22 protein-coding genes are annotated in these 23,516 nt (G+C 69.0%); 8 read left to right on the forward strand and 14 right to left on the reverse strand.

Features of this window, described 5'->3' with window-relative positions; translation table 11 throughout:
* Positions 1-13: 13 nt before the first annotated feature.
* The 8 genes from LHU95_RS19535 to LHU95_RS19570 form a co-directional block, all read right to left on the reverse strand.
* On the reverse strand, positions 14-544 hold the full coding sequence (locus LHU95_RS19535) for a sarcosine oxidase subunit gamma family protein (RefSeq protein WP_248708622.1): 531 nt from the start codon (positions 542-544) through the stop codon (positions 14-16).
* A complete protein-coding gene (locus LHU95_RS19540) occupies positions 531-3,428 on the reverse strand; it encodes a sarcosine oxidase subunit alpha family protein (protein ID WP_248708623.1) in 2,898 nt (965 codons plus the stop codon). Before LHU95_RS19540 ends, LHU95_RS19535 begins: the two co-directional genes overlap by 14 nt.
* The gene (locus tag LHU95_RS19545; RefSeq protein WP_248708624.1) at positions 3,425-3,673 is read right to left on the reverse strand and encodes a sarcosine oxidase subunit delta; all 249 of its coding nucleotides are present in this window, start codon (positions 3,671-3,673) and stop codon (positions 3,425-3,427) included. Before LHU95_RS19545 ends, LHU95_RS19540 begins: the two co-directional genes overlap by 4 nt.
* Positions 3,674-3,872: 199 nt before the next feature.
* Entirely contained in the window at positions 3,873-5,126 is a 1,254-nt protein-coding gene (locus tag LHU95_RS19550; protein WP_248708625.1) for a sarcosine oxidase subunit beta family protein, read from the reverse strand.
* 22 nt (positions 5,127-5,148) lie between these two features.
* Complete coding sequence (locus tag LHU95_RS19555) at positions 5,149-6,141, reverse strand: 2-oxoglutarate and iron-dependent oxygenase domain-containing protein (protein WP_248708626.1); 993 nt, start codon at positions 6,139-6,141, stop codon at positions 5,149-5,151.
* A 64-nt stretch (positions 6,142-6,205) separates the two neighbouring features.
* The gene (locus tag LHU95_RS19560) at positions 6,206-7,504 is read right to left on the reverse strand and encodes an amidase (protein WP_248708627.1); all 1,299 of its coding nucleotides are present in this window, start codon (positions 7,502-7,504) and stop codon (positions 6,206-6,208) included.
* Positions 7,501-9,270, reverse strand: coding sequence for a hydantoinase B/oxoprolinase family protein (locus LHU95_RS19565; RefSeq protein WP_248708628.1), 1,770 nt, complete (start codon positions 9,268-9,270; stop codon positions 7,501-7,503). Before LHU95_RS19565 ends, LHU95_RS19560 begins: the two co-directional genes overlap by 4 nt.
* A gap of 10 nt (positions 9,271-9,280) precedes the next feature.
* Positions 9,281-11,356 (reverse strand): hydantoinase/oxoprolinase family protein, encoded by a 2,076-nt coding sequence (locus LHU95_RS19570; protein ID WP_248708629.1) that lies wholly within the window; start codon positions 11,354-11,356, stop codon positions 9,281-9,283.
* Positions 11,357-11,452: 96 nt separating this feature from the next.
* Between LHU95_RS19570 and LHU95_RS19575 the strand changes: the two genes are divergently transcribed.
* Positions 11,453-12,088: an isochorismatase family protein gene (locus LHU95_RS19575; protein ID WP_248708630.1), complete on the forward strand. Its 636-nt coding sequence runs from the start codon at positions 11,453-11,455 to the stop codon at positions 12,086-12,088.
* Between the two features lie 10 nt (positions 12,089-12,098).
* Here LHU95_RS19575 and LHU95_RS19580 read toward each other — a convergent pair whose 3' ends face one another.
* The 3 genes from LHU95_RS19580 to LHU95_RS19590 are packed head-to-tail and all read right to left on the reverse strand — an operon-like array spanning position 12,099 to position 15,517.
* Positions 12,099-13,220: an FAD-binding oxidoreductase gene (locus tag LHU95_RS19580; RefSeq protein WP_248708631.1), complete on the reverse strand. Its 1,122-nt coding sequence runs from the start codon at positions 13,218-13,220 to the stop codon at positions 12,099-12,101.
* Between the two features lie 58 nt (positions 13,221-13,278).
* Positions 13,279-14,601 carry an NAD(P)/FAD-dependent oxidoreductase gene (locus LHU95_RS19585; RefSeq protein WP_248708632.1) on the reverse strand — a complete coding sequence of 441 codons (1,323 nt, stop codon included), beginning with the start codon at positions 14,599-14,601 and terminating at the stop codon, positions 13,279-13,281.
* A gap of 7 nt (positions 14,602-14,608) precedes the next feature.
* On the reverse strand, positions 14,609-15,517 hold the full coding sequence (locus LHU95_RS19590; RefSeq protein ID WP_248708633.1) for a LysR family transcriptional regulator: 909 nt from the start codon (positions 15,515-15,517) through the stop codon (positions 14,609-14,611).
* Positions 15,518-15,634: 117 nt separating this feature from the next.
* Here LHU95_RS19590 and LHU95_RS19595 point away from each other — a divergent pair, with 117 nt between their 5' ends.
* The gene (locus LHU95_RS19595; RefSeq protein ID WP_248708634.1) at positions 15,635-16,069 is read left to right on the forward strand and encodes a DoxX family protein; all 435 of its coding nucleotides are present in this window, start codon (positions 15,635-15,637) and stop codon (positions 16,067-16,069) included.
* Between the two features lie 13 nt (positions 16,070-16,082).
* Here the strand turns inward: LHU95_RS19595 and LHU95_RS19600 are convergent, their stop codons facing one another.
* Entirely contained in the window at positions 16,083-16,724 is a 642-nt protein-coding gene (locus tag LHU95_RS19600) for a zinc-ribbon domain-containing protein (protein ID WP_248708635.1), read from the reverse strand.
* A gap of 83 nt (positions 16,725-16,807) precedes the next feature.
* On the opposite strand from LHU95_RS19600, the gene LHU95_RS19605 reads away from it, so the two are divergent.
* Genes LHU95_RS19605 through LHU95_RS19620 form a run of 4 tightly spaced genes read left to right on the forward strand, consistent with a single transcriptional unit; the run spans position 16,808 to position 19,441 of the window.
* Positions 16,808-17,473 (forward strand): ATP-binding cassette domain-containing protein, encoded by a 666-nt coding sequence (locus tag LHU95_RS19605; protein ID WP_248708636.1) that lies wholly within the window; start codon positions 16,808-16,810, stop codon positions 17,471-17,473.
* The gene (locus LHU95_RS19610) at positions 17,466-18,317 is read left to right on the forward strand and encodes an FtsX-like permease family protein (RefSeq protein ID WP_248708637.1); all 852 of its coding nucleotides are present in this window, start codon (positions 17,466-17,468) and stop codon (positions 18,315-18,317) included. Before LHU95_RS19605 ends, LHU95_RS19610 begins: the two co-directional genes overlap by 8 nt.
* Positions 18,318-18,356: 39 nt before the next feature.
* Positions 18,357-19,016: a tRNA (adenosine(37)-N6)-threonylcarbamoyltransferase complex dimerization subunit type 1 TsaB gene (tsaB, locus tag LHU95_RS19615; protein ID WP_248708638.1), complete on the forward strand. Its 660-nt coding sequence runs from the start codon at positions 18,357-18,359 to the stop codon at positions 19,014-19,016.
* Positions 19,013-19,441 (forward strand): GNAT family N-acetyltransferase, encoded by a 429-nt coding sequence (locus LHU95_RS19620; RefSeq protein WP_248708639.1) that lies wholly within the window; start codon positions 19,013-19,015, stop codon positions 19,439-19,441. Before tsaB ends, LHU95_RS19620 begins: the two co-directional genes overlap by 4 nt.
* A gap of 53 nt (positions 19,442-19,494) precedes the next feature.
* Here LHU95_RS19620 and LHU95_RS19625 read toward each other — a convergent pair whose 3' ends face one another.
* Together LHU95_RS19625 and aceA are read right to left on the reverse strand one after the other, a co-directional pair.
* Complete coding sequence (locus tag LHU95_RS19625; RefSeq protein WP_248708640.1) at positions 19,495-19,665, reverse strand: hypothetical protein; 171 nt, start codon at positions 19,663-19,665, stop codon at positions 19,495-19,497.
* Between the two features lie 87 nt (positions 19,666-19,752).
* On the reverse strand, positions 19,753-21,072 hold the full coding sequence (aceA, locus tag LHU95_RS19630; protein ID WP_248708641.1) for an isocitrate lyase: 1,320 nt from the start codon (positions 21,070-21,072) through the stop codon (positions 19,753-19,755).
* A gap of 181 nt (positions 21,073-21,253) precedes the next feature.
* Between aceA and LHU95_RS19635 the strand changes: the two genes are divergently transcribed.
* On the forward strand, positions 21,254-22,654 hold the full coding sequence (locus LHU95_RS19635; protein WP_248708642.1) for a helix-turn-helix transcriptional regulator: 1,401 nt from the start codon (positions 21,254-21,256) through the stop codon (positions 22,652-22,654).
* Between the two features lie 92 nt (positions 22,655-22,746).
* Positions 22,747-23,385, forward strand: a complete 639-nt coding sequence (locus tag LHU95_RS19640) for a glutathione S-transferase family protein (RefSeq protein ID WP_248708643.1) — start codon at positions 22,747-22,749, stop codon at positions 23,383-23,385.
* The last annotated feature ends 131 nt before the right edge of the window (positions 23,386-23,516 follow it).

Consider the following 23,516-nt stretch of genomic DNA (forward strand, 5'->3'; position numbering starts at 1 on the left):
CGCGTGCAAGCCTTCACGCGGAAGCCGTTGCGTGGCCCAGCCATTCGGCGATGTGCTGCGCGAAGCTGCTGAAGACGATGAGGCGGAATTGCGGCTGATCGTCAGCGGGGACCGGCGATTCACGTCCTGCCGAAGAGGCAGGATGATCGCGGTCCAGCTGCTGGATCACCGCATTCACATGCGCGAGCGTGGTGCCGGCCACGCGGCCCGGACCGAAGACGCGCGGGTGGAAATCCAGCCGGCAGCCCTTGGCCAGTACCTCGCGCGCGCGTGGCCCGCTGAGGATGAAGGCGCTGCGTCCGTCGGATTGCTCCACCAGCGCGGCGAAGGGAGCAAGGGCGTCCAGGGCGGGCATGGCGCCGCGCGGGGCGGCCAGGAGGTAAGTGTTGGGTTGCAGCCAGATCAGGTCACGGCCGCCGGCACTGCGCGCCTCGCCCGGCTCGGGCGGAGTGAGCCCCAGGGATTGCAGCGCGCCCGCGAACTCCGCGGCGGCGCCGCGTCGCACGCCGATCTGCACCAGGTCGAGCGCCTCAGCCGCGAACACGGGCATTCTCCGGGTCAACCATGTGCGGGCTCACGATCATCGCCTCGATGCTCTCGCCATGCAGGGGCGATTCCACGCGGATGGTCTCGCCGATGCGCGCACGGCCCTGGCGCAGCATGGCCAGCGCGATCCAGCCGCCAAAGACGACGGAGCGCGTGGCACTGGTCACCCAACCCTGGCTATTGCCGTTCACGGTGAGATGGGCGCCCGCACGCAACTGCGCCTCACAGCGCAGGCCAACGAGCGCGGGGCGCGCCGGGTCCGTCATGCCGGGACGCTGCGCGAGGACGCGGCCGATGAAGTCGCCACGCTTCTTGAACATGCGATCGAGACCGAGATCCTGCGCGGTGGTCTGGCCGTTCAATTCCGGCCCCGCCACATGCCCCTTCTCAATGCGCAAAATCCCCAGCGCCTCCATGCCGTAGGGCATGGCGCCAGCCGTGATCAGCGCCTGCCAAACGGCCGGCGCCTTGGCCGCGGGCAGCGCAATCTCATAGGCCTGCTCACCCGAGAAGCTGATGCGAAACAGCCGCGCCGGAATGCCCATCACCTGGCAGGCGCCCACCGCCATGAAGGGGAAGGCGGCGTCGGAGATATCCAGGCCCGTGATGAAGGGCGCTATCAGCGCGCGGGCACGCGGCCCGGCGATGGACATGGCGGCCCATTGGTCCGTCACGCTGACCAGACTGACATCCAGCTCCGGCCAGCAGGTGGCGAGGTGAAATTCCATGTGCTGCATCACCGGCCCGGCCTGGGCCGTGGTGGTGGTGACGAAAAAGTGATCGGGACCGAGGCGGGAGGTGGTGCCGTCATCCATGACGTTGCCATCCTCGCGCAGCATCAACCCATAGCGCGCGCGGCCCACCGGCAGGTTGGAGAAGGTGTTGGTGTAGAGGCGGTCCAGCAGCGTGGCTGCACCCGGCCCCTGCACGTCAATCTTGCCGAGTGTCGAGACATCGCAGATGCCCACATCCTCACGCACCGCGCGCGCCTCGCGCAGGACGCTGGCCCAGGCATCCGCGTCACTCGCGCGGTGGTAATAGGCGGGGCGCTTCCACAGGCCGGCATCGAGCCAGACGGCGCCGTTTGCGGCGTGCCAGTCATGCATGGCGGTGCGGCGGATGGGCTGCATGTCGCGCCCCACCGCATGGCCGGCCATGGCACCCCAGGTCACCGGCGTCGCATAAGGGCGGAAGCGCGGCAGGCCGACCTCGGCCAGGGGCTCGCCCCGCGCCTCGGCCAGCACGGCGGCACCGACAATGGCGCCGGACTTTCCCTGGTCCGTACCCATCGCATGCGTTGTGTAGCGCTTGGTGTGCTCGATATGGCGAAAGCCTTCCTGATGCGCGCGGCGGATGTCATCGGCCGTCACGTCATCCTGGATATCCACGAAGGCTTTTCCGCGCGCCTTCACTTCGTAGAGCGGCATCACGCGATGATCGGCATCGGGCGCGTCCAGCAGCGCGAAGCCGGCACCCGGCGTGAAGCCGGCGGCGCGTGCAGCGTCCTGACCGGCGGTGAGGCCATCCCGTGCGGCGGCGGCCAGGCCAAAAAGGCCGCGGCAGGCGCCAGCACTGCGCTCCCGCTGCACGGGCGGGCCGGGAATGAAGGCGGCATGCGCCTCATCCCATTGCAAGGGCGCGCCAGAATGGCTCGCCAGATGCACCATGGGGTTCCAGCCGCCCGAGATCATCAGCAGATCGGCGGTGATGTCGGTGGTCTCGCGCCCCTGGCGGAAGGTGACGCCCTTCAACGCCTTGGTGCCCTCGGTGGCGATGATCTCGGCGCCGGCATGGACCGGGAAGCCCGCTTCGCGCGCGCGCTGCATGGCCGGGCTGTCGGCGCGCGGGTCCAGGATGCCAGCGATGGTGGAGCCGGCCTCGGCCATCGCGAAGGCGGCGTCATAGGCCGCATCATGCGTGGCGAAGAGCACGGCGTCGTCACCGGCGCGCACGGCCCAGCGTCGGGCGTAGGCGGCGGCACTGGCGGCCAGCATCACGCCCGGGCGGTCATTGTCGGGAAAGGCGATCAGGCGTTCGTAAGCGCCGGTGGCCAGCACCACTTCCTTCGCCCGGATGGTCCAGCGGCGCTGGCGCGGCGTGTGCGCAGGGGATTGCGGCAGATGGTCCGTCACGCGTTGCACCGCGCCCAGCACATTCTGGTCGTAGAAGCCGAAGACGGTGGTGCGGTTCCAGATCGTCACCTCTGGCATCGCTTCTAGCGCCGCGATCTGCGCCTGGCGCCAGGCTTCGTGCTCTGGCTCGCAGAGCAGCCAGCCGCCCAGGGCAAAATCCTGCTCGGCGAGGATGACGCGCGCACCGCTCTCAGCCGCCGCGCGGGTCGCGGCGAGGCCGGCGGCACCGCTGCCCACCACCAGCACATCGCAGTGGATATGCGCGTCCTCGTAAAAATCGGGATCGGGGTCGCCGCTGGCGCGGCCGAGGCCGGCGGCCTTGCGGATGAGCGGCTCATAGACGCGCTCCCAGAAGGCGGCGGGCCACATGAAGGTCTTGTAGTAGAAGCCCGCACCGAGGAAGGGTGCCAGCGCGCCGGTCACGGACTGGATGTCGAAGGCGAGCGAGCCGCGATGATTCTGGCTGGTGGCGTGAAGGCCCTCGAAGAGTTCGGCCACGGTGGCGCGGGTGTTGGGTTCGGTCAGCGCGCCCGAGCGCAGCTGCACCAGCGCATTGGGCTCCTCTGACCCCGCGGAGAAGATGCCGCGCGGGCGGTGGTACTTGAAGCTGCGGCCCACCAGCTTCGTGCCGGAAGCCAGGAGTGCGCTGGCGAGCGTATCGCCCTCGAAGCCTTGCAGCGCACGACCGTCGAAGCTGAAGTTCAAGGGCGCGTTGCGGCGGAGGTGCCCGCCCTGCGAGAGCCGCGTCATGGCACGGATTCCACGGCAGAGATCTCATGCGTCACGGTGTGGCGCGTGACCTTCAGCCATTGCCGGCAGCCGGCGGAATGCTGCCACCATTCGGTGTGCCAGCCGCGCGGGTTCCTGCGGTTATAGACGTAGTCCACAAAGGCGTCGGCATCGTCGCTGGTGGGGCGCGTCACCGTCGCGTCGCCGCGATAGCTGAACTCGCTCTCGTCGCGCACGCCACAATAGGGGCATCGGATTTGGAGCATCGCTAGAGCCCGATCCGCTGAGGGAGCTTGCGACCGATGCGGTGAATCGGCCGCTCGGCAAAGCCCTGTCCGATCCGCTGAGGGAGCCTGCGGCCGATGCGGTGAATCGGCCGCTCGGCAAAGCCCTGTCCAAAGCGGTGAAGCGGTCGCTCAACAGGAGGGATGACTAGCGCCGCGAACAAATGTGAGGGGCGCATCGTCATTGCATCCAGAAGAAGGGGCCCGCACCCTTCTCATCCAGCATGCGGCCTTCCTTGAAACGAGTCAGCGTGTACGCGGCGTTCAGGCGATGCGGCTCCTGCTTCGCCATGGTCCAGGCGTGGCACCAGCCGGAGCCGGGCGTCGCCTTGAACCCCCCGTAATTCCAACCGCCCGTCATGGTCAGGCCCTGGATCGGCGTCAGGCAGATATAGGGCGAGGCGTCTGGCGTCATGTCCATCACCCCGGCCCAGGAGCGCAGCGCGCGCACGCGCTTCAAGGCCGGCATGAGCGAGGCGCCGGCGGCGAAGATATGCTCGGCCTCGGGCAGCGTGCCGCGCTGGCCGTAGGAGTTGTAGCCATCGAGGCCGCCACCGAATACGAGGCCGCCCTTGTCCGATTGGCTGATGTAGAAATGCGCGGCACCAAAGGTGATGACCTGGTCAATCAGCGGCTTCAGCCCCTCGCTGACGAAGGCCTGCATCAGGTGGCTTTCCACTGGCACGGTCAGCCCCGCCATGGCGCAAAGCACCGAGGTATTGCCCGCGACGGCCAGCCCCACCTTCGGCGCCCTGATCTCGCCGCGCGTGGTGCGCACGCCCTGGATGGCGCCGCCCTCGATGATCATGGAGGTGACTTCGCAATGCTCGATAATGTCCACGCCGCGCGCATCGGCGGCATGGGCGAAGCCCCAGGCCACCGCGTCATGCCGCGCCGTGCCACCGCGCCGCTGCAGCAGACCGCCCAGCACCGGGAAGCGCGCATTGTCCAGGTCAATCAGCGGGCACATCGCCGCGACCTCCTCGCGCCCGATCAGCTCGGCATCAATGCCGGCCAGGCGCATGGCATTGCCGCGGCGCGTGTAGGCGTTGCGCTGCGCATCGCTGTGATAGAGGTTCAACACGCCGCGCTGGCTCATCATCACATTGTAGCCGAGCGATTGCTCCAGCCCTTCCCAGAGCTTCAGCGAATGCTCGTAGAAATGGTGGTTCTCGGGCAGCAGATAGTTGGAGCGGACGATGGTGGTGTTGCGCCCGGTATTGCCGAGGCCGATGGGCCCGCGCTCCAGCACCGCCACGTTCGTGATGCCGTGAATGGAGGCCAGGTAGAAGGCCGTCGCCAACCCATGCCCGCCGCCGCCCACCACGATCGCGTCATAGGCCGGCTTGGGTTCCGGCTTGCGCCACGCGGGCTTCCAGCCGCGATTGCCGGTGAGCCCTTCAGTCAGGATGCGGAGGCCGGAATAGGACGCCATGGGAACCGAGCCTAGGAGCGCTTCAGGCTGGTGTCACCTGGGTGCGCACGAATTGCGCGCGCAGATGCTCGCCCGAGGTGGTGGGCGGGAATTTCGGCGCTTCACCCGCCGGCACGGTGCCCGGCAGGGCAGCGACGGGCGCGTCGTAATTCGGATTGTGGAAGAAGACGAGCGAGAGACGCCGGCTGCCAGCAGCAAGCTCGGCTGGCGGGTTCACCACGCGGTGCAGCGTGGCCTTCCACAGCCCATTGGTCCAGCGCGCCATGAGCTCGCCGATATTGATGATGTAGCTGTCGGGCGCGATGGGCACATCCACCCACTCGCCCGCGCGGTTCAGCACCTGCAGGCCGCCCGGCTTGTCCTGGGCGCGCAGGATGGTGAGCGAGCCGTAATCGGCATGCACGCCGGCACGCAACTGTCCGGGCTGCGGCGGCACCAGTGGTGCCGGGTAATTGCGCACGCGCAGCCGGCTGATGTGGTGGTTGATCTTGTCGGCGAAGAAGCGCTCATCAAGATCGAGGGCCAGCGCGAACATGGCCATGAGATCCTCGGCCAGCGCGCCCATGGCGCGGAAATACTCTTCGTAGAGGGCGCGAAGCTCGGGCGGATTGTCGGGCCAGAGATTGGGGTGGAAATGCTTGCCGGCGGCGGGGCCGAAGAAATAATCCGTCTCGGGCACATCCACGGGGCCGATCATCAGGCTTTCATTCAGATCGCCCGGCACATCCAGGCCCTGGCTGCGGCCAACGGATTCGGCCTCAAGCGGGATATAGCCGCGCGTGACATCCGGGGCGGGACGCAGCACGCGGTTCTTCTCGGCCTCACTGAGGTCGAAGAAGGCGTTGGAGGCGGCCTGCACCTTGGCGATCAGCTCGGGCTTCACGCCATGGCCGGTGATGACCAGGAAGCCGATGTCATGGATGGCGCGCCCCACCTCGGCGGCGATGGCGCGTTTGGTCGCGGCGTCGCCCTCGTGGAAGGGGGCGACGTTGATGACCGGGACATTCAGCAGCATGGCGCGTTCCTCTCAGATGTGGTGGGTCACATGTCGGGCCAGGGCAGCCCCGTGCGATCGCAGCTTAAAGATCCAACAGCGTGGCGAGGTCGGAGAATAAAAAGCCGGCCAGGCGCGCATCGGCGCCAGGTGCCGCGCACAGCAGCGCACCGACGGGCATGCCGCCATCCAGGCCGGCACGCAGCGTGGCGATGGGCCCACCCAGCGCCGTCATCGGGATGACGAAGGAGGGGTCGCCCGTGGTGCCATCGGCCGGCGCCACATCGGGGGCGGCGGGCATGAGGATCAGGTCCTGCGGGCCGAACTCCGCCCAGAAGGCTGCGCGGAAGCCGGAGAGCGCGCGCAGGGCGGCGTGATATTCCGCATCGCTCATGGCGAGGCCTGTCGCGATATCGGCGGCGAGGCGGGGTGAGATCAGGTCACGCGGAAGGTTCGCATGAGTGCGCCCGGCCTCGGCCAGCAGCACCTGGCGATGGGTGTTGAGCACATCCTCCAGCGCGACGGGCGAGGGCGCGGTCACCACGCTCAGCCCCGCCGCGCGCAGCGTCTGCGCCAGCGACGCAACCGCCGCCGCCGTGCCCGACACGGTGAGGCGCGCCAGCATCGCATCCTCCAGCACCACGATGCGCGGTGCGGCGGCCGTGGCACCCGGCAGGCACAGATGCGCGGCCGCGTAGCCGGCCGCCAGATACGCCGCATCCTGCGCGCTCTGGCCAAAGGCGCCCATGGTGTCGAAGGAGGGGGAGAGCGGCACCACGCCAACGCCGCCAATGGCGAGCGTGGAGGGCTTGAAGGCCCCCGTCCCGGTATAGGCAGCCGGCCGGTTCACAGAGCCCGCCGTCTGCGTGCCCAGCGCCAGCGGCACCGTGCCGGAGGCCACCGCGGCACCCGACCCGGCCGAGGATCCGCCCGGCGTGCGGGTCAGATCCCACGGATTGCGCGTCGGCGGGACGGGCGCGAAATAGGCGTATTCGGTGGTGTGCACCTTGCCCAGGATCACCGCGCCGGCCGCGCGCAGATGCGCCACCACCGTGGCATCCGCCGTGGCCGGCGCGATGTTGGCGCGGGACGCGCTGTTGGCGCGCGTCGGCAGGCCGCGCACGTCAATCACATCCTTCACCGCCACGGGAATACCGTGCAGCGGGCCGCGCTTCACGGCCTCCGCATCCAGGATGCGGGCCTGGGCCAGCGCCTCCTCGGCCAGGACATGAATCCAGGCCTGCACCTGGCCATCCACCTCGGCGATGCGCGCGAGGCTGCGCTGCACCAGGGCTTCGGAGGTCAGCGCGCCACTGGCGATGGCGGCGGAGAGGTCGCGAATGCGGCCCGGATCTTGAACAAGGGGGTCTTTCACAAGGCTCATGCGCGCAACTCCTGACGCCGGGCGAGTGTGGCGGGGATATCCACGGCGAGGGTCTCATCCTCGATCTCGCCGGTGAAGATAACGCCATAGATGTCCCGCGCCTTGTCCCGGCTTTCCCAGCCCTCCAGGACATCATGCAGCACGCGATCCAGGCTGCGATCCAGCGGGCTGCCATAGCCGCCGCCGGAGCTGTCCCGCCCGCGCAGCGCCTCGCCCTTTTGCAGCGTCACCTGCACCACATTGGGCAGGCGTGATGCATCGCCATTCTCGCCCACCAGCCAGGTCTTGCCGGCGGTGCCGTCCTTGCCGCCGACCACACCGCGCGGCGGCGCATGCTGGCCATCGCAGGAAATCACGGCCGTGACGGGATTGCCCGTGGCGGCGAGTTCGATCTGCTGCGCCGGCGCGCCGCGATGCCGCCCGGCACCGGAGCTGTCGGGCACGATTTCCAGGCTGTTCACGCGGATCGGGTGCTTGAGTTCATCCACCTCCACGCTGTCACGATACATCAGCCCAGCGATCACGGGGATCGCGTAATTCACCCAGCCATCGGCCACGGGCGAGGCCGGGCCGCCATTGGTGGAGAGCATCATGCGGTTCACGAAGGGCGCATCCTGGCGGCGATGATCCTTGCCGGAAATCACCGCCATGCCGGCGCCAAGCCCCGTGCCGCCCTCGCTCAGCCCATGACCGTCGCCCAGCTGAGCGAAGGCGGATTGGGTGATGTTCACCAGGCGCTCGGACACGTTGGTCGTGCCCATGGAACAGGAATGCGGGAATTTGGGTGCCGCCACCACGCTCTCCTCGGCGTATTTGAAGGTCAGGCGGCGGAAGCTGCCGGCGTTGCGTGGCAGATCCTTGTCCAGCGCATTGAAGATGGCGCCGACCACGGCCGAGGTCGCGGCCCCCAGCGAGGTGTTCAGCCCCACATCCACGCAGGGCGGATTGTCGGAAAGATCCACATGGATCATCGCCGTATCCGGGTCGATCTCGATCTTCACGGTGAGTTCGAGGCCGCCCGGAAGAATGCCCTCCAGCGGATCGGAGTTGCCCTTGTTGATCAGCTCCGCGCGCGGCATGCGGCGGATATTCTCGATCATCCGGCGCTCCGAATAATCGAACCATTCGCGGGTGAAGTTCTTCACTGCCGCTACGCCGTATTTCGTGCAGAATTCCTCCAGCCGCCGCTCGGCCACACGCGCGGAACCCAGCCCCGCCAGAAAATCGCCATACCACTGATCCGGCACGCGAATGCGCGCGCGGCACATGCGCACGATATCCTCGATATTCTTGAAATCGCGCTGGATACGGACGCCCGGAAAGACCAAGGCACCCTCGTGATAGACGTCGCGCGCCAGCACGAAATAGCTGCTGGGGATAGAGTTGCCGATATCGGCCATGTGGCACTTCGCCACGCTGGTAAACAGATGCTCACCCTCGAAGAAGACCGGCACCATGAAAGTGTGGTCCGCCGGATGCGTGTTGCCGCCATAGGGGTCGTTGTCGAGATAGGCGTCGCCGCGCCGGATATCGCCCGCGTGATAGCGGCGCATATTCGCCGTCTGGATGTGGCAGCCGAAGATATGCACGGGCAGCCCCTCGGCCGGCGCAAGCAGCTGGTCATCGCCGGTGACGAGGCAGCACGAAAAATCCCGCGCCGAGGAAATCACCGCCGAGCGCGCCGCGCGCAGCAGCGTGTTCGTCATCTCGCGCACAATGCCATCGAGCCGATTGGCCATGACGGAAAGCAGGACGGGGTCCATCATCGGTGGCTCCTCACGCGCAATGCAGGATGTAGTTGCCGGCGGCGGAAAGCTCCGCCGAGAGGCCGGGATAGACGACGATGGTGGTGGTTGGTTCCTCAATGATGGCGGGGCCGCTGACCTGCGCGCCGGGCTGCAGCGCGGCACCCCGGAAGATCGGCGTGGGCGCGCGTCCCGTCTCGACGAAGTAGCAGGGGCGCAGCGCGGCCGGCATCGGCACATGCGCGCTGGCTGTAACGTCAGGTGGTGGGGGTGGTGCGAAAAGGCTGATGGAAATGCGGCCCTTCCAGTTCACGAACTCCACCGGGCTGCCCTCGTCGCGCACGGCATAGACCCGCTCATGCGCCTGGTGGAAGGTCTCGGCGAGGGCCGCCACATCGCTAGCGCCAGTGATGCGGTTCAGCGGCAGGCGCGTGTCCAGCTCCCAGACCTGCGCGCGATACCGCGCTTCCACCACGAGCTCCACGCGCGCCTCGGCGCCATCCGCGCCCTGCAGGCCGCGTTGGAATTCCGCAAGCTCGGCCTCGATCTCCGCCAGCGCGCGGTTCACGCCCGCCATGTCGAAATTGGCGCTGTCGGTGAAGCGGCTGCGCGTCGCTTCGAAGATGATGGCGCTGTATTGCATGCCGCAGGCCGAGAGCGCCGAAGCCAGGCGCGGCAGGATCACCGTGTCACAGCCCAATTCGCGCGCGATGGGCATGATGTTGAAGCCGGCCGCGCCGCCGCCCGCCACGATCACGCTTTCGCGCGGGTTCAGACCCTCATTCACCGTGATCTCGCCAATGGCCTTGATCATCAGCTCATTGGCGATGGTCATGATGGCGGCCGCGGTTTCATCCGGCGTGCGGCCGATCTCGCCGGCCAGCCGCGTGATGACGCGCGTGGCCGCCGCCGCATCCAGCGCCAGCCGCCCGCCATTGAAATAGCCGGGGTCAATATAGCCCAGATGCAGCGCCGCATCGGAAACCGTGGGTTGATCCCCGCCGCGCCCATAGCAGGCCGGCCCTGGGGTCGAGCCCGCCGATTGCGGCCCCACGCGCAGCAACCCGCCCGCATCCAGCCAGGCGATGGAACCACCCCCCGCGCCGATGCTGCGCACATCCACGGTGGAGGTGCCGATGATGTCACCCAGCCAGCGCTGCCCCAGCCAGGAATCGCGCGTGTAGACGAGGCCGCCATCACGCACCAATCCGACATCGAAGGTCGTGCCGCCGGTGTCACAGACGATGGCATTGCCGCCCAGCCTTTCCACCGCACAGGCCGCACGCCCCGCGACGGGCGCCATGGCGGGGCCGGATTTGAGCGTGTGGATGGGCCGCGCGATCAGCTCCTCCACCGCCTGGCAGCCGCCGACCGAGGTGCTGACCAGCAAATCCCCGGCAAAGCCCGCGGCGCGCAAATCCGCCGCCATTTCGCGCAGATGCTTCTGCATGAGCGGCTTGAGCGAGGCGTCAATCGCCGTCGCCGACGCACGCCGATACTCGCGCAGGATGGGCACCAGCTGGTGTGACAGCGTGTAGGGCACGCCGGGCATCATCTCCTCCAGCAATGCGCCCAGCCGCAATTCATGGTCGGGCAAGGCGATGGACCAGAGCAGGGAGACGGCCACCGCCTCGATCTTTCGCGCCTTCAGCGTCTCGATCACCTGGCGCGCCTGGGCTTCGTCGAAGGGCACCACCACCTCGCCCTCCGCACTCACGCGCTCGGTGATCTCGAAGCTGAGGCGGCGCGGGATATAGGGGTCCGGGTAGTCGTAGCTGTAGTCGTGCGGGCCGTGCTTGCCGCCTTCCTTGAAGGTCAGCGTGTCCTTGAAGCCGCGCGTGGTGAGAAATGCCGTGCGGGCCGTGCGCTTGGTGACGACCGCATTGGTGGCGCGGGTGGTGCCGTAGATCAGGATTGCCGTCTCAGCAAGCAGCTTGGGCACGCTGATGCCCAGATCACCGGCAACCACGGCCAGCGCGCCTTCCATCCCCTCGAAAATCCGGTCGGGCGTGGTGAGGGATTTGCCGATATGCAGGCGGCCGGCGGGGTCCAGCACCACCATATCCGTGAAGGTTCCGCCGGTATCCACGGAAATTCGATAGGCCATGCACCATTCCCCTGGCTTCACACTTGCCGCCGGGGATGGTGCACTGGCGATACGACTTGTCCACCCGGTCCAGCTTCAAAAACATGGGGTTTCAGCATGAGCGACGACGCCTACACCTCCCGCGGCTATGGCGCGAAACCTGTCGGCTTCGGCGAAAAGCCCGGCCTGGTCGTGGTGGATTTCCAGACCGGCTTCACCGATCCGAGCTTCCCCATGGGTGGCTCGCCCCTCGTCGATCGCGCCGTGGAAAACACGGCCAGGCTGATGCGCGCGGCCAAGGCGGCGGGCGTGCCCATCATCGCCTGCGTCGTCGCCTTTGACGGACCGAAGGGCGCGCCGCATTGGAAGGTGCCGCCCGTGCTCGACCTGCTGGCCGGCAGCGCGGGCACGGCACTCGATCCCCGCATCGCGGCCGAGGAGCCCGACGTGGTGCTGGCCAAGACCGCGCCCTCCATCTTCTTCGGCACCGCGGCCGGCGCCATCCTGACGCGCGAACGCGTGGACACCGTGATCGTCACCGGCTGCATCACTTCGGGCTGCGTACGCGCCAGCATCATTGACGCCTTCTCGCTCGGCTTTCGCGTCCAGGTGCCGGAGGATTGCGTGGGCGATCAGGACCAGGTCGCGCATGACCAGAACCTGAAGGATGTTGGCCGCCGCTATGCCGATATCACCACGGCGGATGCGATGATCGCGCAGATTGAGGTTTGGCGGAAGAAGAACAGCCGGTAGACGCTCCGACTCAGGCGTGCACCCAGCCTTGGCGGGCGCGCCAGTCCAGCGGCAAATTACCGAAGCGGGAAAGCTTCAGCTGCGACAGGTCGGCGAAGTCGCAATCGCCTTCCAGGATCAGCTGCGCCAGCGCGCGCCCGACCGCCGGAGAGAGACCAAAGCCGATCGATGACATGGTCGCGATGGTCACATTATCGGGATCGCCCAGCCGGTCCAGGATGGGCCGGCCATCGGGCGTATTCTCGATGATGCCGCCCCAGCTGCGGATCACCCGCACATGACCGAGCTTGGGGAACATCTCGGTCAGTCGCCGCGCCAGGCTCGCCACCACGGGCGTGTTTTCCGCGCGCGGCGTTCCGGCGCCTTCCAGATCCAGCCACGCATGCGGCCCACCGCCATAGGCGAGGTTGCCGCGCAAGGTCTGCCGCCCATAGATCCCATTGCCATCCACCCCGCCATGGGTGAGCAGCGGCAGCGGCTCCGTCACCATGATTTCCGCACGCGCCGGGGCCATGGGCACGCGCACGCCAAAGGGCTCGGCCAGCGCGCCGGTGTGCGGGCCAGCCGCCAGCAGCACGGCATCGCAGCCGATCTCGCCGGCACTTGTCCGCACCGCGACCGCGCGGCCGCCACGCAGCACCAGGCCCAGCATCGTGGTGTGCTGCAGAATGCGACCGCCCTGGCGTTCGATCGCCCAGGCATAGGCCTGGGCGGTGCGCTGCGGGTTGGCGTGGCCGCCATAATGCCAGAACATCCCGCCATGCACGTCATCCGCCACCCAGGGGATGAATTCGCGCAACTGCTTCGCGTCCAGTTCCTCGGCGCGGAAGCCCTGGTCGGTGGCGATCTTGGCGCTGGCGCGCAGCCGCTCCATCTGGCCTTCATCCAGCGCCACCTTGATGCGGTTCGGCCGCCATTCCGTGGGGTGGCCGAGCAGCTCATCCATCTGCGGCCAGAGGCGCTGCTCCTCACGGAACAAGGGCGAATAGGGGTGCGTGCAGCCGCCGCCATTCCGCCCGCTCGCTTCCCAGCCGACGATGCCCTTCTCGATCAGCGTGACCGGATGCCCGGCCCGCGTCAGCCAGAAGGCGGTGGACAGCCCAGTGACGCCACCGCCGATGATGACGATCATGCCACGCCCTCATGCGCCCGCTGCACGAGGCCCGCATCCCGGTCGCCGCTGCATGCGCTCACTTCCCCACCTCGCTCAGCCGCCCGCCGATGAAGACGGCCTCCTCCGGCACGGGTTCCCAATGCGGCAGCCATTGCTCGGCGATGCCGAACCAGCCGGTCCAATTCGCGCGCAGCGCAGGGTCTTCCTCCAGCGCGCCCAGCACGGCGAGCGGCAAGGGGCGCAGCGGCGCGCGGTAGCTGGCCATGCGTGGCGCCGCGGGCAGCGCGGCATCCTGCGCCAGCAGCGCCTGCACCGAATCCCGGCAGCGCCGCCCCTGGCAGGGGCCCATGCCGGCGCGCGTCAGCCGCTTCACCTGGTCCTGCGGGCCGCCTTCGATGGCCGCCAGCCCTGCCCGCGGCCCCTCGGCGCCGAGGTAGCGCGGCGGGCGCAGCGCGCGCAGATCAGCGAGGCGCACCTCCTCACAGGCGCAGATCATGCGGGCAGGGTCACTGAGCGCGTGCTGCATCCACGCCGCGCGCGCCACGGGCGCCGTGCCCGCCGCATCGCCCGTGATGGCGACCCCGCCGGGCAAGCTGGCCGCGACAAAGCCGCCGCGCGCCGTATCCCAGGCGATGGAGCCACCCAGCACATCCGCCAGCTCGATATTGGGCGCCGCATCCACCGCCAGCACCACCGTATCGCAGGCCAGTTCGCGCCAGCTGCCATCCTTCCAGGCGATGCCCTCCACCTCCAGCGAGCCCAGGATGCGGATCTCGCAAGCCTCGCTGAGGCGCAGCGCGATCTCGGGGAAGCTCACCGCGCCCGCGCCGATCACCGCCACGCGGTTGCCGGTGAAATCGCCGAGCAGGCGATGCGCGGCATCGAGGCCCCGCGCACCCATCACGCCGGGCAATTCCCAGCCCTCGAAGGGCACCACCACATCGCGCGCGCCGGCCGCGATGGTGAGGCGCGCGGCCCCCACCAGCCAGGCCGTAGCGCGATCCGCCAGGCCCAGGATGAAGGGCGCCCCCTGGAAACCGCCCCAGACGGAAACGCCCAGCGCCACCTCCACGCCCGCCTCCATCGCCGCTTCCAGCCCGGGCCGCGCAGCCACCACGCGCTCCTCCATGCGGGCCGGCTGCTGCACGGCGGGGCCGACGCGCCCGCCGAACAGGAAGGGAATATCCAGCCCGATCAGGCCGGGATCGAGCGGCTGTTCATCCAGCAGGATCACGCGCTCGCCACGCGCCGCGGCCGCCAGCGCCGCGGCGATGCCCGCCTCCCCCGCACCGATCACCGCGTGGTCGAACGCCGCACGCAGCGGAAATGTCTTGCCGGCAAGCGAGGTCGGATCAAGGGCCATGGCGGCAGCGCAGCATGTCACGCGGCCCGCGTCCATGCCGAATTCACGCCTCGCGCGCTTCCGCCAGCAGCAGACGCCGCAGCCAGGCATGGCCGGGATCCGCCTCGAAGCGGCGATGAAAGATCATGGAAAGCCGCGTGTGCCGCACATTCACAGGGGGCGCGCGGGTGATCAGCCGGTGGCTCTCGGCCAGGTGCGAAGCCAGCCGCGCCGAGAGCGTCATGATCATGTCCGTCCGGGCCAGGATATCCGGCACGGCCGAGAGATGCGCGACCACGGCGCCCAGCTGCCGCGTCATGCCCAGCGCCGCCAGCACCACATCCATCGCCCCATCGCGCGAGCCATTGGGCGAATGCAGCAGATGCGGCACGGAGATGAAGCGCTCCAGTGTGAATTCGCCCCGCGCCAGGGGATGGTCGCTTCGCATCAGCGTGAGGAAGGCCTCGGGCAGCAGGCGCAGGCGGGTGTAGAGCGCACCTGGCTCCGGCAGCACCGCGATGGCGAGCTGCGCCTCGCCACGCTCCAGCAGCGCCTCGGCATTGGTGCGGTCCGCATGGCGGATCGCGAGCAGGCAGCCTGGCGCCTCCCGCCCCATGCGCTCCAGCACGCGCGGCGCCAGCGCGGCTTCGGCGTATTCGGAAAAGGCCACCGGGAAGATGCGGCGCGCCGTCGCGGGGTCAAAGGGGGCCTGCACCGCCAGCACCTCCGAAAGCCGGTCCAGCGCCTCGGCGATGGGGCCGGCCAGGGCGGAGGCGAGTGCCGTGGGCTCCACACCGCCCGGGCGGCGCAGGAAAAGCTCATCGCCCAGCGCCGCGCGCAGCCGCGCCAGCGCATTGGAAACGGCCGGCTGCGACAGGTTCAGCCGCTGTGCGGCACGCGTCACATGCCGCTCCCGCGCCACGGCATCGAAGACGCGCAGCAGGTTGAGATCGAGTTGCGAGAGTTCGGTCATGCGGCAACACCATCATTCACGCTGGTGATGATCCCTGTTCCAAGCCGCGATTGGAAGGGGCACGTGCGGGGGAGCAGTTTGCCGCCAGCGAAACACACCCGAACGGAGATTTTCCCGATGCCTTCCACCCAGACCACCACCCCTTATGCCGCCCTTTTGCTGCGCCTCTCGCTCGGCAGCATCCTGCTTGCGCATGGCGCCTGGCTGAAGCTCGGCGTCTTCGGCCTTGCCGGCACGATGGGCTTCTTCGGTTCGATCGGCCTGCTGCCCCTCCTGGGCGCGGTGGTGGCCCTGGGCGAGACGGCGGCGGGCCTCGCCCTCATCACCGGTGTGCTGGTGCGGCCGGCGGCACTGCTGAGCCTGCCCATCATGATCGGCGCCACGGTGATGCATGCGGGCAATGGCTGGCTGTTTTCGGCGCCGAATGGCGGCTGGGAATTTCCCGCCTTCCTGACGCTGGCGCTGCTGGTCCAGGCGGGGCTGGGCGCTGGCGCCCATGCGCTGGATCTGCCGCGCCTGCTCGGCCGCGCGCCTTCCGCCCAGCGGGCGTGACCCGGGCTCGGCGTCAGCCGCCCAGCAGTGACGAAACCCGCCCGAAGGGCGGCCAGGCGACGGCGATCTGCGTGCTGTAGAAAATCAGCGCGAAGAAGGCGATGAGCACGATGCTGGCACTCGCCACCCAGGCGATCGGCAGCAATCCGCCCCGGCGGCGCGGCCGGTGCAGCCGCGTGCTCAGTCGCTGCGCCCCGCCGTAATGCGGCAGGTTGCGCTGCTGCAAGGGCGGCGGGGTGGAGGGGCCGGCCGGCCGGGCCGTTGCAGCCATGCTGTCCAGGGCGGTAGCCTCCGCGGGGGGCGGTGCCGCGCGGGCCACTACCGGCTCCGGAAGGGGCGGGGCTGCGGATGCGGTGGGCTGACCGGCCGGCTCCGGCATCCCGCCGAGCGTCACTTCGGGGAAATTCTCCCCCGGGCTTGCGACTTCGGGGCCCGCGACTTCGAGGCTCGCAGCTTCGGGACTCGCAATTTCGGGCACCACCGCGGAGGGAGGGGCCACCTTGTCCGCGGAGATCTCCGCTGGCTCAGCCTCGGCCGCCGGCAGCTCCGGAACCCATTGATGATCGCAGGCAGCACAACGCAGCGCCTTGCCATGGGCCAGGAGCGCATCCGGAACGCGATAGGTCGCGGTGCAATTCGGGCAGGCAATGTCCATGTCGCTGTCGCATGTGCCAAGGCGGCGCATATCCTGCAACCATCTGTTTGCTTTATTGTGAAGCGCGTTGTGAAACTCGGCCCATGGTGCGTTTTTCACGAGTCGGGCTGCGCTATCCGGAAGGTGAGGGCGCCTGGGCCCTGGCCGAGGTGGATCTGGCACTCGCCCCGGGCAGCTTCACCTGGCTGCTTGGCCCCTCGGGGGCCGGAAAATCCAGCCTCCTGGGGCTGATGAGCCTCTCCCTGCGCGCCACCGAGGGCGAGGTGGAGGTGCTGGATGCCCGCATCGGCCGGCTGCCCCGCCGCGCCTTCCCGGCCTTGCGCCGGCGCATCGGCGTGGTGTTCCAGGATTACCGGCTGTTGCAGCATCTCTCCGTGTTTGAGAACGCCGCCCTGCCGCTGCGCATCCAGGGGCTGACCGAAGCCCGCCTGGCGGCCGATGTGCGCGAGATCCTGCGCTGGGTGGGCCTGTTGGACCGCGCCGAGGCCCCGCCCGCCGCCTTGTCGGGCGGCGAGCAACAGCGCCTTGCCCTGGCACGGGCCGTCGTCGCCCGCCCTTCCCTGCTCGTCGCCGATGAACCCACCGGCAACCTGGATGCCGCCCAGGCGCGCCGCGTGATCGCCCTGCTGCGGGAAATGCACCGCATGGGCACCACCGTGATCGTCGCCACGCATAGCGAGGCGCTGCCCGAGGAATACCCGGCACCCACCCTGCGCCTCGAAGCGGGACGGCTGGTGTCGCATGGCTGAGGGGCGGCGCCTCAAGGGGCGCGATCCGCTGGGGCTGCGCCGCGCCCTCTCGGACCGGCTGCTGCCCGCACTCGTTGCCGCCATGGCGCTGCTGGCCGCCCTCGCCATTGCCGGCGCGGATGGCGCGGGGCGGCTGGCCGAGCGCTGGCAGCAGGGCGAGGCAGGGCAGTTGCTGCTGCAACTCCCGCGCGATGCGGCGCTGGAACCCATCACGGCGCGGCTTGCCGCCCTGCCGGGCGTGGCCTCCGTCACCGCCGTGCCGGATGAGCGGCTGCGCCAGCTCCTCGCCCCCTGGCTCGGCGAGGTGCCGAGCCTTCCCCTGCCCCGCATGCTGGCCATCACCCTGGAGATGGAAACGGACCAGATCCCGCTGCTGGAGGCGGTGCAGGCCATTCCGGGCGCCCAGCTCGAATTGCGCAGCGAGGCGGTGCGCCTGGCCATGCGCCTGGCCGATGGGCTGCGCTGGCTCTCGCTCGCCATGCTCGGGCTGATCGGGCTGGTGGGCGCCGCATTGGTGGCGGTGGCGACGCGGGCCGGCATCGCGGCGCGGCGGGACACCATCCTGATCCTGCATGAATTGGGCGCGCGGGATGCCGATATCGCCGGCCGCTTCGCCCGGCGGCTTGCGGTTCTTTGCGCGCTGGGGGCGCTGGCGGGGCTGGCCATCGCCATCCCCTCCCTCTGGTTCCTGGCGATGCAGGCGCTGCCCGTGGTGCTGGCACGCGACGCCCAGCTCGGTGATCTGCCCTGGGCGCTGCTGGCCCTTTTGCCACCCGCGGCGGCGCTGATCGGCTGGGCCACGGCGCTGGTCACGCTGCGCGCCTGGCTCAGGCGCTTGCCGTGAACGCTTGCCCTGGGCGCATGCTTGGTGCCAATCGGTGGGATGCACCTGCTTGTCCTCGATGCCGCCCTCTCCCGTTGCCTCGCCGCCCTGACCGAGGATGAGCACATCCTGGCGCAGGCGGTGCATGAGGGCGCGCATGGCCAGGCCGCCGCCCTGCCCCCCCTGGCCGAGGCCGTGCTGCAAGGCGGGCTGGATGCAGTCACGCCGCGAGGCGCGCTGGATGCAGTCCCGCCGCAAGGCGTGCTGGATGCAGTCGTCGTCGGCATCGGGCCGGGCAGCTTCACCGGGCTGCGTACGGCCATCGCCCTGGCCCAGGGCATCGCGCTGGCGCGCGGCATCCCGGTGATCCCCGTCACCACCGGTGAGGCCCTGGTGGCGATGAGCCATCCTGGCTTCCCCGCCTGGGCCGTCACCGAGAATCGCCGGGGCGGATTATTCCTGGAGCGGCCCGGCACCCATGCGCCCTGCATCCTCGCCGAGGCGGATCTGCCGCGGCCGGACAGCCTCACCTGGATCATGGGCGATGGCGCGCCCCGGGCCGTGGCCCGCATGCTGGCGCGCGGCTGGCCGGCCGGGCTGGGCGAGGCGCGGCGGATCGAGGCCGCGGCGCTGGCCCGCGTCGCGCTGCGGCGCATGGCCGGCGCCCTGCCGCCCTTGCCGCTGGAGCCGCTCTATGTCGAACCGCCGGCCACCACATGAAGCTGATCGCCGCCCAGGCCACGGATGCGCCCGGCCTGGCCGCCCTGCACGCGACGGCCTTCCCGGCCGGTGCCGCCTGGAGTGCCGGGACCATCACCACCCTGCTGGCGATGGAGGGCGTCTTTGGGCTGCATGCGCCGGGCGGCTTCATCCTGGCGCGGCGCGTGCTGGATGAGGCGGAGATCCTCACCCTCGCCGTGCATCCGGCGCACCGCCAGCAGGGCCTCGGCCTCGCTTTGGTCGAGACGTCGGCCCTGGTGGCGGCGACGGCCGGGGCGAGGGTGATGTTCCTGGAAGTGGACGAGGCCAATGCGCCGGCCATGGCGCTCTACACCAAGGCCGGCTTCGCGCAGGCCGGGTTGCGGCGCGACTATTACGCGCCGGGGCGGCATGCCTGGCTGCTGCGGCGGTCACTGGAAGCATAGCGGCAAGGGGCCGGGGCGCGGGCCTTTCCGGCCGGCCCCGGCCCCCTCATCCTTCAGCGATGGGCCGGCTGGCCACGATCGGTGCAGGCCCATCCATGGGAATGGACCAGGCCATCATCGTGCTCATCGGGCCGCGTCGTCATCGGCCGGGCGGCCATGCGGCCGCGCTCGCTGCAGGCGTAGTTGTGGGAATGCACCAGGCCGTCATCGTGATTCTCGTTCATGGTGGTCTCTCCTGTTGAGGATGGTTTGAGGGAGGTTTCCTGCCCGTGAAAACCGCGCGGGACGGGGCAGTGCCCCGCGCGGGATGCTCATGCGTGGTGGAATTGCGCGGCCTCGGTGCTGTCCTTCAGCGCCGTGGTGCTGCTCTTGCCGCCACTCGCCGCCTGCGCGACGGCGTCGAAATAGCCGACACCCACCTCGCGCTGGTGGCGCACGGCGGTGAAGCCATTCGCTTCCTCGGCGAATTCCGCCTGCTGCAATTCGCTGTAGGCGCCCATGCCGCGCTCGGCATAGCCACGCGCCAGCTTGAACATGGAAAGGTTCAGGCTGTGGAAGCCGGCCAGCGTGACGAACTGGAACTTGTAGCCCATCGCCCCCAGCTCGCGCTGGAACCGGGATGCGGCATCCACGCCCATCTTGCGCTGCCAGTTGAAGCTGGGCGAGCAGTTATAGGCCAGCATCTTGCCCGGGAATTCGCGATGGATCGCCTCGGCGAAGTCGCGCGCATCCTGCAGATCAGGGTCGCTGGTTTCCCACCAGAGCAGATCGGCATAGGGCGCGTAGGCGAGGCTGCGCGCGATGGCGTAGGCCTTGCCCATGCCGGGCCGGATGCGGAAGAAGCCTTCGGGCGTGCGGTCATTGCCGATGAAGGGGCGGTCCCGCTCATCCACGTCACTGGTCAGAAGCTGCGCGGATTCCGCATCGGTGCGGCAGAGCAGGATGGTGCTCACCCCCTCCACATCGGCGGCGAGGCGGGCCGCGTTCAGCGTGCGGATATGCTGGCTGATCGGCACCAGGACCTTGCCGCCCAGGTGGCCGCATTTCTTCTCGCTCGCCAGCTGGTCCTCGAAATGCACGCCGGCGGCCCCCGCCTCGATCATCGCGCGCATCAGCTCATAGGCGTTGAGCGGGCCGCCGAAGCCGGCCTCCGCATCGGCGATGACGGGCGCCATATAGTGGGTGCGGTCATCGGCCGTGCCGTCATGCCGTTCCATGGTGGCGATCTGGTCGGCGCGCTTCAGCGCGTTGTTGATGCGCTTGATCACCGTGGGCACGCTGTCCACCGGGTACAGCGACTGGTCGGGGTACATCGTGTTGCCGGTATTCGCATCCGCCGCCACCTGCCAGCCCGAGAGGTAGATCGCCTTCAGTCCGGCCTTCACCTGCTGCAGCGCCTGCATGCCGGTCATGGCACCCAGCGTGGTCACCTGCGGCTCGCTGCGCAGCAATTGCCAGAGGCGGCGGGCGCCCATCTCGGCCAGGGTATGCTGCGTGCGGAAGCTGCCGGCCAGCCGCGCGACATCGGCGGGGCTGAAGTCGCGCCGGATACCGTCGAACCGGCCAGGCTCGGCGCCACCGGAGGAGGCGAGGCCGTCCGGGGCGAGCGGCAGGGTGGGAATGGGGCGCATACCGGAAATCTCCATCATCAAGGGACCAAAGCTTCAACGACCGGGGGGTCATCCCCGATGTGTGAAAGATTGACATTGCAGCGCGCGAAGTCACGCGTAAAACTGCCCCCGGCGCCGCAAGACTGTGCGGATAACGACAGTTTTGGCCGCGATTTCGTCAAGTGTGTAAAGGAACCACCCCATGGCCCGCCCGCTGATTGGCCGCACCATCCGCCGCATCCGCGCCGAGCGCGGCATGACGCAGCAGGCCCTGGCCGTGCGCCTCGGCATCTCGGCCAGCTATCTGAACCTGATCGAGCATGACCAGCGCGCCGTCACCGCCGCCGTCCTGTTCAAGCTGACCGAGGCGCTGGGCGTGGACCTGGCTGCCCTCTCCGGCCATGCCGAACGCCAGCTCGAAGCCGGCCTGCGCGAGGTGCTGGCCGATGCGGTGCTGGGGCTGGATGCCGTGCCCGAGGGCGAGTTGCAGGCCATGGCCGCGGCCGCGCCCAATGCCTCACGCGGGGTGCTTGCCCTGTATCGCGCCTGGCGCGTGGCGCGGGAGGACAGCTCGGGCATCGCGCTGCCTTCGGGGCGCCGGCTTTTGCTGCCGACGGAGGAGGCGCGGGATTTCTTCCATGAGCGCGGCAATCACTTCCCCGAGCTGGAGCGCTTCGCCGAAAAGCTCGGCACGGAGCTGCGCGCCACCCCGGCCGAGATGAACCACGCCATCGCCGAGCGGCTGCGCAACGCGCATGGCGTGCGCGTCACCGTCGCCCCCATGCCCGAAAGCGACCGCCGCTTCGACAGCCGCACGCGCGACCTTTGGCTGTCCGAAGCCCTGCCGCGGGAATCGCGCGGCTTCCGCATGGCCTTCCAATTGATGCTGCTTGAAGCGCGCGAGGTGGTGGATGCGACCCTGGGCGAGGAGCCGCCCTCCAGCACGGAAGCGACGCAGCTGATCCGCATCGGCCTGCTGAACTACGCGGCCGCGGTGCTGCTCATGCCCTACATGCCGTTCCTGCATGCGGCGCGGGAGTTGCGGCATGATGTGGAAAAGCTCGCCGCGCGCTTCGGCGTCTCCTACGAGCAGGCGGCGCAGCGGCTTTCCACCTTGCAGCGCGAAGGCCATCGCGGCGTGCCGTTCTTCTTCCTGCGGGTGGATACGGCGGGCAATGTGACCAAGCGCTTCGCGGCGGCCGGCTTTCCCTTCGCACGCTTCGGCGGAAGCTGCCCGAAATGGGTGGTGCACCATGCCTTCGGCACGCCCGAGCAGGTGCGCGTGCAGCCTGCGGAGTTGCCCGATGGCGCAGCCTTCCTGTGCATCGCCCGCGCGATGCACGGCCCCACGCCGCGCTGGGGCGAGCCCTCCCCCACGCATGTCGTGGCCATCGGCTGCGATATCTCCCGCGCGTCGGAGCTGGTTTACGCCGATGGGCTGGATCTGCTGACCGCGCGCGTCGGCATCGGTCTCTCCTGCCGGCTCTGCGACCGGGCGGATTGCCGCAGCCGCGCCTTCCCGCCGCTGGAGCACCGGCTGCGCCTCGATGCGAATGAGGATGGCGCCTCGCCCTGGCGCTTTGAGAAGACGCCGCCACGGTGATGCGCGGCTTGCATGCGCGGAACGCAAAGCGCAAGGATGCAACCTTACAACTCCCATATTGTTCCGTTGGAAGACATTCCTGAGGACGCATTATGATCGAGCTCTACGGCCGTGCGAACAGCACCAACGTCTGGAAACCCCTGTGGGTGCTTGAGGAACTGGGCCAGCCCTATCAGCGCTATGATGCGGGGATGGAGCATGGTGTAGTGGATACGCCCGGATACCGTGCACTCAATCCCAATGGCCGCATCCCCTCGCTCCGGCACAACGGCGTGGAACTCTGGGAAAGCAACAGCATCTGCCGTTATCTCTGCATGATGGTGGGCGGCGATGCCCGTGGCCTCTACCCCGAGGAAGCCGGCGCGCGGGCCAGCGTGGATCGCTGGCTGGACTGGCAGCTTTCGACGCTGTCGCCCGCCGAGCGGGACCTGTTCTGGAACATGGTCCGCACCCCGGAAGACAAGCGCGACATGCAGGCCGTCCGGGCCGCCGTGGCGAATTGCGGCAAGTGCTGGACGATCCTTGAAGCCCGGCTCGGCGATGGGCGCCCCTTCATCGAGGGCGAAAACTTTACCCTCGCGGATATCGTGCTGGGCTGCTTCGCGCGGCGCTGGTTCGGGCCTGAAGTGCGGGTGCCGGGCATGCCCGAATTCCCCAGGCTCGCCGCCTGGTTCGCCCGCCTGGGCGAGCGTCCGGGCTTTCAGAAATGGGTCGCGCCGAAACTGACCTGACGCGCCCGGCATCGCGCAACTTCGCAAGTGACGCCCTGACGAAGCCGTCAGGGCGATCGCGGGAGCGTTCCAACCAGCGATTCACGCCCTGACGAAGACGTCAGGGCGATCGCGGCAGCGCTCCAACCAGC

Source organism: Sediminicoccus sp. KRV36, assembly GCF_023243115.1.
In the GTDB taxonomy this organism is placed as follows: Bacteria; Pseudomonadota; Alphaproteobacteria; order Acetobacterales; family Acetobacteraceae; genus Roseococcus.